The sequence below is a fragment of the Geodermatophilus sp. SYSU D00703 genome, from assembly GCF_054050155.1.
On sequence record NZ_JBJGYU010000035.1, the window covers coordinates 35456 to 48094 of the forward strand.

General features: G+C 77.5%; 11 protein-coding genes. 8 read left to right on the forward strand and 3 right to left on the reverse strand.

All coding sequences use genetic code 11. The features are described 5' to 3' along the window. Positions 1–199 precede the first annotated feature (199 nt). The 6 genes from ACI782_RS22230 to ACI782_RS22255 all read left to right on the forward strand — a co-directional run bounded on the left by ACI782_RS22230 (position 200) and on the right by ACI782_RS22255 (position 8946). Positions 200–400, forward strand: a complete 201-nt coding sequence (locus ACI782_RS22230; RefSeq protein WP_456912280.1) for a hypothetical protein — start codon at positions 200–202, stop codon at positions 398–400. A 37-nt stretch (positions 401–437) separates the two neighbouring features. Further along, positions 438–1103, forward strand: a complete 666-nt coding sequence (locus ACI782_RS22235; RefSeq protein WP_456912281.1) for a lasso peptide biosynthesis B2 protein — start codon at positions 438–440, stop codon at positions 1101–1103. Continuing rightward, complete coding sequence (locus tag ACI782_RS22240) at positions 1100–3616, forward strand: asparagine synthase-related protein (RefSeq protein ID WP_456912282.1); 2517 nt, start codon at positions 1100–1102, stop codon at positions 3614–3616. The genes ACI782_RS22235 and ACI782_RS22240 overlap by 4 nt, the downstream gene beginning before the upstream one ends. Beyond that, positions 3607–4272, forward strand: coding sequence for a response regulator transcription factor (locus ACI782_RS22245; RefSeq protein ID WP_456912283.1), 666 nt, complete (start codon positions 3607–3609; stop codon positions 4270–4272). Before ACI782_RS22240 ends, ACI782_RS22245 begins: the two co-directional genes overlap by 10 nt. Before the next feature lie 94 nt (positions 4273–4366). Next, positions 4367–5719, forward strand: coding sequence for a hypothetical protein (locus tag ACI782_RS22250; RefSeq protein ID WP_456912284.1), 1353 nt, complete (start codon positions 4367–4369; stop codon positions 5717–5719). After that, positions 5716–8946, forward strand: a complete 3231-nt coding sequence (locus ACI782_RS22255) for an ATP-binding protein (RefSeq protein ID WP_456912285.1) — start codon at positions 5716–5718, stop codon at positions 8944–8946. Before ACI782_RS22250 ends, ACI782_RS22255 begins: the two co-directional genes overlap by 4 nt. 9 nt (positions 8947–8955) lie before the next feature. Here the strand turns inward: ACI782_RS22255 and ACI782_RS22260 are convergent, their stop codons facing one another. Continuing rightward, positions 8956–9162: a hypothetical protein gene (locus tag ACI782_RS22260; RefSeq protein WP_456912286.1), complete on the reverse strand. Its 207-nt coding sequence runs from the start codon at positions 9160–9162 to the stop codon at positions 8956–8958. A gap of 221 nt (positions 9163–9383) precedes the next feature. On the opposite strand from ACI782_RS22260, the gene ACI782_RS22265 reads away from it, so the two are divergent. Beyond that, positions 9384–10358 (forward strand): hypothetical protein, encoded by a 975-nt coding sequence (locus ACI782_RS22265; protein WP_456912287.1) that lies wholly within the window; start codon positions 9384–9386, stop codon positions 10356–10358. Positions 10359–10484: 126 nt separating this feature from the next. Further along, entirely contained in the window at positions 10485–11672 is a 1188-nt protein-coding gene (locus ACI782_RS22270; RefSeq protein ID WP_456912288.1) for a cytochrome P450, read from the forward strand. Positions 11673–11693: 21 nt separating this feature from the next. Here ACI782_RS22270 and nthA read toward each other — a convergent pair whose 3' ends face one another. Further along, the gene (gene nthA, locus ACI782_RS22275) at positions 11694–12281 is read right to left on the reverse strand and encodes a nitrile hydratase subunit alpha (RefSeq protein WP_456912289.1); all 588 of its coding nucleotides are present in this window, start codon (positions 12279–12281) and stop codon (positions 11694–11696) included. After that, a partial coding sequence (locus ACI782_RS22280; protein WP_456912290.1) for an SH3-like domain-containing protein occupies positions 12278–12639 on the reverse strand: 362 nt, incomplete at its 5' end. The genes ACI782_RS22280 and nthA, both read right to left, overlap by 4 nt.

The window sequence follows — 12639 nt, forward strand, 5'->3', positions numbered from 1 at the left end:
GGGGAGGTGGGGTCCCCCCTACCCCCAGGTAGGGGCCGCCCTCTTCCGTGCGGCGCGCACCCCGCGTGACCATCGATCTGTGGTCTGTGACGTCGTCCCGGGTGATGGCCCGCCGCGGGACGTCCCCGGTCCGGCGTCCGGCACCACACCACAGCCTCATGGACAGGGCTGGCCGACGATCCACGCTCCAGGAGGTCCCATGTCCACTCCCCGTGCACCGGAGGGGACCGACCCCGACCGGCCGGCCGTCCACGACGAGGCCGTGGTCGGGGAGCCCGCCGGACGGCGGGAGTACCGCCGACCGCGGGCCTTCCTCGTCGGCCCCGCTCCCCGCCTGGTCCGCGGGGGCCTCTACGGCAAGGCCCAGGACGGGTACACCGGGTACTACATGGAGCCGTGAGGTCACCGTCGGCGCGGCCGTCCGGCTCGGCCCCGACGTGCTGCTGGTCTCCGCCCCGGACGGCAGTGGCCGGCTGCTCGACCTGGCGGGGTCGTTCTACGCGGTCGACCCGATCGCCGCGGGGCTGCTCGCCGACCTGACGCGCCTCGGGCGCCCCGGGGCGGTGCGCGCCGCGGCGCGGCGCCACGCCGTCCCCGAGGAGCAGGTCGCGGCCGACCTCGACGACCTGCTCGCGGAGCTCCCGCCCGGCATCGAGGCCACGGCGGTTCGACGCGGCGGGTGGGTCGACCCGCTCGTCGTCGCCCTGCTGTCCCTGCTGCGCCGGGTGGGGCACCCGCCGCTCCGGACCTGGGCCCTGCTGGCGGCGGCACGCGCCTGCTTCGCCACCGCGGGCTGGTCCCGCACGCTCCGCTGGTGGACGTCCCTGCCGCTCCGGGGTACCCCGGGAAGAGCGTCCGCCGCCGCGATCGACCGGCGCGTGCGTCGCTCGGCCTCGCGCAGCGTCCTCGGGCACACGTGCAAGGAACGGGCCGTGGTCTGCCTGGCGGAGGCGCGGGCGGCGGGGCTGCCGGCCGCCGTGGTGCTCGGCGTGAGCTTCTACCCGCTGGCCACCCACAGCTGGTGCGTGGTGGAGGACGACGTCGTCCTCGGGAGCTCTCCCGACCTGTGCGCCGCGTTCGAGCCCGTGGCCCTCGCCCGATGAGCCGGAGCCGGCTGGTCGCGACGATCGACCCGGCCGGCGCCGTCCTGACCGCGACGGGTGCGCTCGTCACCGGCTCCCGCGGCGGCGACGTCACGGTGGTGCTGCTCGGTGAGCTGCACTACCGCGCGGACCTGCACGTGGAGGCGCCGGGCCGGCCCGACGACGCCGAGCGGGTCGCCCGCGTGTACCGCCGCGGCGGTCGGGTCGGCCTCGCGGCCCTCGAGGGCGACTTCGCGTTCCTGCTGCACGACCGTGCCGCCGGCCGGGTCCTCGCGGTGCGCGACCCCATGGGCGGGCACCGGCTCTACTGCGAGCGTCTCGGCGGGCGGGTCGTCGTCGCGACCGACCTCGCGACGCTCCACCGGCTGCGGGGCCGGCCGGCCGATCTGGACCTCGACTCCCTCGCCGACCACCTCGCCGGCCGGTCCCCCGTCCACGAGCCGGCCGGGACGAGCACGCCGTTCCGCGGCGTCACGCGGGTCCCGGCCGGCGCGTGCCTGCAGGTCGACCTGCCGGCGCTGACGATCGCCGTCCACCCGCTGTTCGCCCCACTGGACGCCGCCCGCGGTCGCGGCGAGACGATCTCCGGTGCCGTGGCCCGCTACCGCGAGGTGCTCGGCGCGGCGGTCGCCGAGCGCGCGGTCGGCGCGGTGGCCTGCCACGTGTCCGGCGGCCTGGACTCCTCCGCCGTGCTCCGCTGCGCCGCGGACGCCGCCGAGCGCGGCCGGTGCACGCTCGTCGCCGGGATCTCGGTCGTGTACCGGGAGCTGGCCCTGCTCGCGCGCGAGACGCCCTACGTCGAGCACGCGCTCGGCATCGTGCCCGGGCTGCGGTCGGTGCGCCTCGACGGGGACGACCTGCTGGACTTCGACGTCTTCGCCGACCCGCCCGAGCACGACGAGCCGTACCCCGGGCTGTGGCGCCTGGGCATGGACCGGGCACTGACCCTCGCGGCGGCGCAGGCGGGTGCCCAGCGGGTCCTCACCGGCATCGGGGCCGACGAGGTGCTCGACACCCACCCGTTCCACCTGGCGGAGGACCTGCGCCGGTGGCGGCTCGCCACGGCCTGGCGGGAGGCGCGCCGCTGGGCGGCGGCGGACGACACCGACCCGTGGACGGTGCTGCGCCCCTTCGGCATCGACCCGGTGCTGGCCCGCCGGCGCCGCCGGGTGCCCGACGTCCCGCCGTGGATCCGGCCGGAGTTCGCCCGGGACACCGCCCTGGCCGAACGCCTCGCCGAGCAGGCGGTGTCCGGGGCCGCGTCGCACCCGGTCCCCGCGGTCGGGTTCGCCCTGGCCGGCATCCGCAGCCGGGTCGGGGACCCGGTCCGGTGGGCGGTGGCCGACCCCGCCGGCCTGGTCGTCTCGCACCCCTTCCTCGACCGGCGGGTCCTGCGGGAGGGCCTGCGGGTGCTCGCGAACACCCGGCCCGAGCCGACCGCGGGCAAGCCGCTGCTGCGGGCCGCGATGCGCAGCGCGCTGCCCGAGCCGATCACGACGCGCCGGCGCAAGGGGCACTTCAACGAGGTCTACTACCGCGGGCTGCTGCGCAACCGGGACCTGCTGCTGGAGCTGGTCGGCGACCCCGCGGTCGCCGACCTGGGGATCCTGGACGCCGGGGCCCTGGCCGCGACCCTCCGGCGCGGTGCCGTCGGCGCCCTCGGCGTCCAGGAGCTGCACCCGCTGAACCTCGCCCTGACCCTCGCGCGGTGGCTGCTCCAGGAGGCGCGACGCCCGTACGGCGGCCCGGCTCCGCCGGGCGGACCCGGGGGCCTGCCCCACCCCGGGGAGGGTGCGCACCCCATTCCCGCAGGTCCGGCCCGGCCGCAGGATCGGCTCGTGACGTCCACGCCTGCGCGCTCGCCGGACGCCCCCGGTGCCGCGGGCGGGGAGCGGACCCCTCCGCACGAGCCGCCGCCGCGACCGGTCGACCTCGGCTCGGGCGGCCCCCGGCAGACCGAGCGCGAACGGTGGCTGCGCCGGCTGCGCCTGCAGCGCCGGCTGCACGACGGCGCGTCGCTGCAGATCTCCGCACTGGTGCCGCAGCTCGGCGTGGTGCGCAAGCGGCTGGGGGACGACGAGGACGGCGTGCGACTCTCGATCGACGACCTGCAGGACCAGTTGCACACGGTGCTGCAGGAGCTGCGCGAGGTCGCGCGGGAGATCTACCCCCCGTTGCTCGACCAGGCCGGGCTGGGTCCGGCGCTGGGCGAGTTCGCCGACCGCGTCGCCGTGCCCCTGCGGGTCGTGGCGCCGCAGGAGCGCTTCTGCCCGGAGGTCGAGGGGGTCGTCTACTTCGCCGTCACCCACTGCCTCGCCCAGCTCGAGGCCGGGGGACCGCCGGCCGAGGTGGTGCTGCGACGCGACGGGGACGCCCTCGTCGTCCTCATGGACGGGGTGCCGGTCCGGTACGCCGACGAGGTCCTGGACCAGGTCCGGGCGCTCGGTGGCCAGGTCGGCGTCACCGCGACGTCCACCTCCGAGACGATCAGGGTGAGGATCCCGTGCGAGTAGCCCTGGCCGAGGACGGCGCCCTGTTCCGTGAGGGGCTGCTCATGCTCCTGGAGGCCGCGGGCCACGAGGTCGTCGGCTCCACCGCCGACGGGGACGCACTCGTGGAGCTGCTGGACACCGAACGCGCCGACGTGGCGATCCTGGACATCCGCATGCCCCCCGGGCCCGACGGCGGCCTGGTGACCGCCGAGCGGCTCCGGGCGCTGCACGCCGACATGGGACTGCTCTTCCTCTCCCACTACGCCGAGGCCCACTACCTGATGCGGATCCTGCAGATCGGCACCGAGGCCATCGGCTACCGGCTCAAGGAGAAGGTCGGCAGCGTCGACGTCCTGACCGACACGCTCGCCCGCATCGAGGCCGGCGAGATCGTCATCGAGCCGGTCCTCGCCAAACGCCTGGTCGAGCACCCCCGCGGCGAGAAGAAGGGCGTCATCGACTCGCTGTCGCCGCGGGAGCTGGACGTGCTGCGGCTGATGGCCGAGGGCAGGTCGAACAACGGGATCGCGGCCCAGCTGTTCGTCACGCCCAAGGCGGTCGAGAAGCACATCGCCAGCATCTTCGGCAAGCTGCAACTGGCCGAGGACGCCGCCGAGCACCACCGCCGGGTCCTGGCCGTCCTGACCTACCTGCGAGCGCAACGCGACGACGACTGAGCCAGGCTCCGGAAGGGGTTGGCGCGGTCTGCACCTCCCCCTAGCGTGAGCGGCGGGGCCCGGCCGGTGCGCCGGGCGGGGGCCGGGGGTGGAGATGACCCGGGTCGGCACCGCAGCGGTGCTCCGCTGGCTGTTGGTCACCGGCGGCGTGGCCGCGGTGCTGGTCGCCGTCGTCCGGGGTGGCCACGACCTGATCGAGACCCGGCAGGTCCTGCTGCTGCTGCCGTTCGTCGCGGTCGCTCTCGCGACCGTCGCGCTGTTCCTGGTGTGGCCGCTCCTCGAGCGCGTGGTCACCCGCGTGGCCGGCCGGAGGCTGGCGAGCCCCTACTCGGCGCTGGCCGAGGCGGCGCGGCGGATCCAGGCCGGGTCGCTCGAGCAGGTCCTGCCCGGCCTGGCGCAGGTGCTGGCCGAGGGCACGGGGGCGGTCCGGGCCGCGGTCTGGCTGGCGGTGGGCGACCGGCTGGTGGAGGCGGCCCACCACCCGCCGGACGCCGGTGCCGCGACGCCCCCCGGCCGGACCGTGCCGGGCCTGGCGGACCTGCTCGCCGACCCGGCCGTCGACTCCGTCGTCCCCGTGCTCGACGCGGGGGTGCTCCGGGCCGCCCTGACGATCACCAAGGCGGACTCGGTCACCGTCGCCGACCGGGGGCTGCTCCACGACGTCGCCCACGGAGCGGCGCTGCCGCTCCGCCTGGTCGCGCTCAACGCGGAGCTCAGCGAGCGGGTCCGGCGGGCCGACGAGCTCGCCGAAGAGCTCCGCGCCTCCCGCCGGCGCCTCGACTCGGCCCGGGACGCCGCCCGCCGGCGCCTGCTCGCGGAGCTCTCGCACGCCACGGGGGACCGCCTGACCGTGCTGCGGACCGAGCTGGCGGCGATCCGCGCCGGCCTGGCCGACCCGCCCGACGACCTGACGGCGGTCCGGCAGTCCCTCGCCCGTGAGCGGGCCCGCCTCGACGACCTGCTCGACCGGTTCCGGACCGTGGCCCGGGGCGTGTACCCGTCCGTGCTCCGCGACCACGGGCCGGCCGCCGCGCTCGACGAGGTGGTCGCCGACCTGCCCCGGCCGGTGCGGCTGCACGCGCACCTGGGCTCGCGCGTGGCCTGGGAGCTGGAGTCCGGGCTCTACTACGCGGCCGCCTCGGCGCTGCGCGAGCTGGCCGGCCGACCCGCGGAACGCGAGCTGAACCTGCGCCTCGAGGAGGGCCGCGGCGCGATCAGCGTGGTCCTCGAGGACCCCGCTCCGCCGGTGCCCGTCGAGCGGCTCGAGGCGGCGCTCGCCGACGACGCCGACCGCCTGGTCGCGCTCGGCGGCGGCCTGCGGGTCACCGGCCCCGGCGGGGACGGCGCCCCCCGGCGCGGCACGCCCGTCGTCATCCACGCCTGGGTACCCGACCGGGTGGAGCCGGTCGTGGAGCGCGGCATCGAGGCGGAGGTCGCGCTCCGGTGACCGGCCGGCGGGCCGGACGACGGGGCGGCGGCTGGATCGCCGCGCTCCTCGTCGGGTGCGCGCTGCTGTCGATCGTCTGGCTGGTCGTCGGGGTGGTCGCGGCCGGGGTCCCCGGCGCCGGGGGCGACGTGTGGTCCCGGGCCGTGCTCGCCGGGGCGCGGCGCAGCGAGCCCCTGTACCAGGTGGTCCCGGACGCCGCGCTCACCGTGCTCGTCCTCGGCTGCGCCGGCGCCCTGCTGGTGTGCCCGCCGCGGGACCCGGCGCAGCGCCTGCTCGGGACGGCGCTGGCCGCCTCGGGCGCCGCCTTCAGCCTCCAGGCGGACGCTGCGTCGGAGGTGCTGGCCAGGCTGACCGGGCTGGACCTGGTCGGTGCGGTCGCCCGGTTCGTGCTGCCGGTGGTCACCTGCGTCTGCTACGTCCTGGCGGTGGCCTGGGCGCCGCGGAGCGTGCCCCTCGGGCGCCCCCGCCGGTGGGTGGGGGTCGCGGCGGTCGGCGTCGCGGCGGCGGCGCTCCTGGCCGCCGCGTTCCTCCCGGGCAAGGTCCGCTGCGTCCTCCTCGCCGGGCTCGTGCTGCCGCTCGTCGGGGCCGCCGGCCTGCGCCGCCAGCTGCGCACCAGCACCAGTGAGCGGCTGCGGGCGCCGGCTCGGCTGCTGTTCGGCCTGCTGGTCGCGACGGTGGCGATGGGGGTGGCGCTGGCCGTCATCACCGTCGTCCTGGCGTTGCTCAGCTGGCCGGGGCTGGCCCTCATGGGCTGGACGATCGAGGACTGGGCGTCGGCACCGTCCCAGCCGGCGATCCTGCTCTGGTACTGGGCCTCCCGGCTGTCCCTGCCGATCGTGGCCGTGGCCGTGCTGATGACGAGCCGGCGCTCCGGCGCCCTGAGCGCGCAGCGGTGGTTCAGTCGCGGGCTGGTCGTCGCACTGGTCACCGCGTCCGTCGGCTGCCTGTACGTGATCGTCGACCTGCTCTCGAGCAAGTTCACCTTCGGCGGGCGGTTCGCTCCTCCGGCGGTCACCCTGGGCGCGGCGGTCGCGGTGAGCGCGCTGGCCTTCCTCCCCGTGTTCCTCGTGACCGAGCGGGCGGCCGACCGGCTGCTCTACGGCACCAGGCCGGCCCCCTACAGCGTGCTGGCCGAGCTCTCCGCGGGGCCCCGGGCCACCTCCGGGGGCGTGCCCGACCTGGCCGGCGTCGCGGAGGCGGTCGGCCGGGGCCTCGGCGCGACCACGTGCCGGCTGACCGTGCACCGCCCCGGGCTGCGCGACCGGAGCTACCGGTGGGTCCGGCCGGGACAGGAGGAGGCCGAGACCTCGCTGGAGGTGCCCGTCCGGCACGGGGAGCAGGAGGTCGGGACGATCGCGGTCGACCGGGCCGCGGTCGCCGGCGCCGACGACCAGCGACAGGACCTGCTGAGGGCGATCGCGAACAGCCTGGGGGTGGTGCTGCAGGCCGTGCGGACCAGCATCGACCTCGAGCGCCAGCTGCGCACCGCGGTGGCCCACGCCGCCGAGATCGCCGACGCGCGCCGCCGGGTCGTGGCCGAGACCGACCGGGAGCGGCGGCGCATCGAGCGGGACCTCCACGACGGCGCCCAGCACCACCTGGTGTCGGTGAGCCTGGCGCTCGGGCTGGCCGAGCACGAGGTCGGCACCGGACGACTCGAGCAGGCCCGGGCCCGGCTCGACCAGGTCATCGGGCAGCTCGACACCGCGGAGGCCGTCCTCGCCCGCACCGCCACGGGCCTGTCCTCGGCCACGCTGGCCGAGCGCGGTGTGGTCGCCGCCCTCCGGGACGAGCTCGGGGAGGACCCGCAGGTCCGGCTCGACACCGCGGGGGTGACCGGCGCGCGGTTCCCCTCCGAGGTGGAGGCCGCCGTCTACTTCTGCTGCCTCGAGTCGGTGAACAACGCCCGCAAGTACGCGGGCGGCGCGCCAATCCGCGCGCGGCTGGAGCGCGCCGGCGACCACCTGCTCTTCTCCGTCGAGGACGAGGGGCGGGGCTGGGACCCGGCGGCCTCGGGGTCCCTCGGGCGCGGGGTCCGCAACATGACGACGCGCCTCGCGGCCGTCGGCGGGCACCTCGACGTCCGGTCCGCTCCGGGAGAGGGGACCTGCGTCGAGGGCTGGGTGCCCCTCGGCGAGCCGGGGGCGGCGCCTCCGGCGCCCCCCGCCGTCCCGGCCCCCCGCCCGCTCGAGCAGGTCCGGGTCATGGTGCGCCGGGCCCGCGACCTCTACCACGGGACGGCGCACGCGCAGGAGCTGAGCACGCTGACCCGTCAGCTGGGCGAGCCGCCGCGGATCGCCCTGGTGGGACCGTCGCCGGCGGTCGTCGACTCCGTGCGCAAGCGCCTCGACGCGGCGCTGCACGGCCCCGGCCGGCTCCGGGACCGGTCCGGACGGCGCGGCTCCGCCCTCGCGGAGTCGACGGTCCTCGTCCCGGTGGCCACCGCGGGGCCCCCCGCGCCCGCCGGTCCCGATCCACCGGACCAGCCGGCACCGGACCCCGTGGCGGCCGCCGACGCGGACGCCGTCGTCCTGCTCGTGCCGTCGTCCGCGCGCGCGGAGGAGTGCTACACCGACCTGCTCGCGGTCACCTCGCGGCTGCGGCCCAGCCAGGTGCTCGGCGTCCTGGTCCCCGAGCCGGCCGGCGGCGCCGACCGCCCGGTCGAGGCGCCCGCGGAGCTGCGCCGCTCGTGCGTCACCGTCCTGCCGGCAGCCGGTGCCGAGGGGTCGGAGGGCGCCGCGGGGTCGGCGGACCAGGAGCGGCAGGCGTACGTGGACCTGGCCGACCTGGTGCGCACCCGGCTGGAGTCCAGGCTGGAGGCGTTCCGCGCCCGGGCGGCGATGGAGGCGCTCGCGGAGCTGCTGCACACGTCGCCACCGCCCCGCGACGCGCACCCGCTGCGCTACGAGCTCGACCGGTTCCGGCTGGGGCGGCACGAGCTCACCGAGCTCGACCTGCTCGACCAGCTCACCGCCGACGGCGCCCCCCTGCCGCCGGCCGAGCGCCTGGCGGCGGTGCGGCTGCTCGGCCTGCACGGCACCGACCCCGCGGCCCGCCTCGGCTGCGGTCCGGACGCCGACCCCGGGCAGCTGGTGCGCGCCGCCCGGGAGCACCTCGCCCACTGGCAGCAGGTGGCGGCCCACCCGGCGTCGTCCACGGAGGACCGCACCGTCGCCCGGTACCTCGTGGGCACGTGCGAGCGGCTGCTGACCACGACCGGCGCGTGAGCGCCGCCGCTACTCGTCGCGGCGCGGGCCCGACCGGCCGTCCAGCCACGCCTGCCACTCGGACCGCCCGGACGCGGCGGTGCCGGCTGCGAGGACGACGAGCGCGGCGAGGGCCAGCACGACCACGACCGCCACGACGACCAGGACGTGCTCCCAGCCGAACAGTGGGGGGACGGTCATGCTGCCCGGAGCCGGAGGGGTCGCGACGGTCGCCATGGGACGAGGGTGCGCGACGTCCCCGGCCGGCACACCCTCCACGCCGGCGTCTCACCCACCCGGGCGACGTCACGCAGCGAGAGGGCGCCGACGCCGACCGCCGGATCGCGCGAGCCGGGTCGCCCGGCCGGGTGGTCGGCGCCCGGCGGGGGTCCGCGCGCCCGCACGGGCGCCGTAGCGTCCCGCCCCCGGACCCGGGACCGTGGAGGGAAGCAGGGAGCATGAGCGTCGATCTGCACACCGAGGACGCCGAGACCGGCGTCCCCATCCCGCTCGGGACGCCGTCGCGCGACCGCCGGCGACCCAACGTCTCCGGGGACCTGCCCACGGTGCTGGAGGCCGGGCCGATGTTCCGCCGGACCGTGGCCGGCTACGACCGCTTCCAGGTCGACACCTACGTCCGGTGGGCGGAGGACGAGCTCGCCGCCGCCGACCGCGAGCGCGAGCGCCTGGACGCCCGTCTGCTCGCCACGCGGGCCGCGCTCGACGAGGCCCGGGAGCTGCTCGGCCACTCGCCCGGGGGCGGGGAGTGTCTCCAGCTGTCGCGCCGGATCGGGGCGGTGCTCGCCGCGGCGGCCGACGAGGCCGAGGCGCTGCGGGCGGACGCCGAGGCCGACCGGAGGGCGGCCGCCGCCGAGGCGGAGCGGCTGGTCGGCTACGGGCGGCGGCTGCTCGCCGACGCGCGGGCCGAGGCGGACCGGGTCGTCGCCGACGCGGTCCGCCGGGCCGAGGAGGCGACGGCCGCGGCCGGCCGGCTCGTCGACGAGGCCGAGCAGACCCGCCGGGCGGCCTGCGCGGAGGCGGCGGCGCGGCTCGAGGCGGCGCGGGCGGCCGGGCAGCGCGCCGCCGAGGACGCCGAGCGGACCCGGCAGCGGGCCGCGGACGACGCGGCCGCCGCCCGGCTGCACGCCCGGGACGAGGTCGTCCGGCTGCTGGGCACCGGACGGGAGGAGCGGCGGCGGGCGGACGCCGAGGCGGCCGCGACCCGGGAGCGCCTGGACCGGGACGCCGCCGCCCGCCGCGCCGCGCTGCTCGCGGAGGTCGAGCGCCTCGAACGCCGGCGGGCCGAGCTCCGGCGGGCCGAGGCGGACGGCGCGGCCGAGCCGATCAGCGCGGTGCCCGACCGCTTCCGGCTGCGGCTGCGCGGCCCCCTCGACCGGCTCCGCGAGCGTCGCGTGTCGCGCCCGACTGCCTGACGGTCCGCCCGCGGCCGCGCCCTCCCCGGGACGGCGGCCTCCGACGGGGAGGGCCGAGGCGCCCCACCGGGTCCGCGTCCGCGCCTAGCGTGGACGCGGGTGCTCCGCCCGGAGGGAGTGAGGAGCATGACGACCACCCGATCGACGTTCGCGGACTTCCTCGGCTGGCTGGAGGACAGCCGCACGCGAGGGCAGGTGCACGTCGACGACCGGCAGGAGTGCTGGCAGGTCCTGGGCCACCCGGAGGCCGGCACGGTGCTGTCCGACCCGGCGGTGTTCTCCTCCGACCTCTCCGCGCTCCAGCCCCGGCAGGACGACTTCGCGCTGTTCCAGCGCGGCAACTTCGTCCGGATGGACCCGCCCCGGCACCGCACGCTGCGGACCCTGGTCAGCCAGGCGTTCACCCCGCGGGTCGTGGCCGACCTGGAGCCGCGCATCGCCGAGCTGACCGGCGAGCTCCTGGACGCGGCCGGCGAGCGGTTCGACCTGGTCGACGCGCTGGCCTATCCCCTGCCGGTGATCGTCATCGCCGACCTGCTCGGCATCCCCGTCTCCGACCGGGCCCTGTTCCGCCGGTGGGCCGACGCGCTGCTGGACCAGGAGATCGACCCGGACCGGTCCCTGCGCGAGGTCGGCGAGCAGGCGGTCACGGCGGTGGCTCCGGTGATGCACGAGATGAACGACTACTTCCTGCAGTACATCCGCTCGCGGCGGGCCCGCCCCGGCGACGACCTGACCAGCAAGCTGGTCCGGGCCGAGGTCGACGGGGAGCGGCTGGCCGACGAGGAGATCGTCGGCTTCGTCGGGCTGCTGCTGATCGCCGGCCACATCACCACGACCGCGACGCTGGGCAACAGCTTGGTCTGCTTCCGCGACGCCCCGGACGCCGTCCGTGCCGTGCGCGCCGACCCGGCGCTGCTGCCGACGGCGATCGAGGAGGTGCTGCGGGTGCGCACCCCGTTCCCGCGCTTGGCCCGGATCACCCGGGCCGACACCGAGGTCGGCGGCGTGCGCATCCCGGCCGGGCAGGTGGTGCTGGTCTGGCTGACCGCGGCCAACCGGGACGCGCGGGTGTTCCCGGAGCCGGACCGGTTCGACGTCCACCGCACGCCCAACCCGCACCTGACCTTCGGGCACGGCATCCACTTCTGCCTCGGCGCGCCGCTGGCCCGGCTGGAGGCCCGGGTCGCGCTGCGGCTGCTGCTGGACCGCTACCGCGACATCGCGGTGCCCGGCGACGAGCAGGTCGGGTACCGCAACCCGTGGGCGATGATCGCCGTCACCCGTCTGCCTCTGGAGGGCCGCGCCGCCTGAGCCGCGAGGCGCCGTCCGGGGTCAGACGGCGGCGGTGCCGACGAGCCCCTTGCGGGTGACGAGGCCGGCGAGCCGCTCCTCGGGCACGCCCTCGGTCCCCGCGGGGCGGCGCGGCAGCACCATGTACCGCGACTCGGCACTGGCATCCCAGACCGAGATCCGCGTCCGCTCCGGCAGCTCGAGCCCGAACTCCCGCAGCACGCCGCGCGGGTCCCGCACGACCCGCGAGCGGTAGGCCTCGCTCTTGTACCAGCCGGGCGAGGGGCCCAGCAGCGCGATCGGGTAGCAGGAGCACAGCGTGCAGACGACGACGTTGTGCTCGTCCTCGGTGTTGGCGACCACCTTGAGCCGCTGCTCCTGCAGCCCGCCGGCCATCGACAGGCCGAGCTCGCGGATCGCCGCGTTGGCGTCGGTGAGCAGCCGCTCGGCGAAGGCCGGGTCGACCCAGGCGCGGGCGACGATCCGGGCGCCGTTGGCCGGTGAGCCGCCGGCGAGGAACGCGTCGATCCGGCGGTCGATCTCGCCGTCGTCCAGCAGGCCGCGGCGCTCCAGCAGCGCCTCGACGTGGCGCACCCGCGCCGAGATGACCGAGCTGGGGTGGTCGCTCACGGGTCCTCCTCGATCGGGGTCAGGTAGTCGGCCCACAGCTCCACCGTCACCGTGTGGTCGCCCGAGCCGAACAGGTCGGCGGCGGCGAACCGCACGTGCCACACCGGCTGCGGCGCGCCGGCACGGCCGCGGGCCCGGTCGTCGGCCAGCGGGTGCACGCCCGCCTGCTCCACGAGGACGCCGACGGCGCCGCGCGCGTACCGGGGCAGCCGGGTGTGGCCGTCGTGGTCGGTCGTGGGGGGGGGGGGGGGGGGGGGGGGGGGGGGGGGGGGGGGGGGGGGGGGGGGGCGCTCGCCCCCGGCCCCCCCCCCCCCCCCCCCACACCCCCCCCAAAGGCGTCTGACGGCCCACCCCCTCG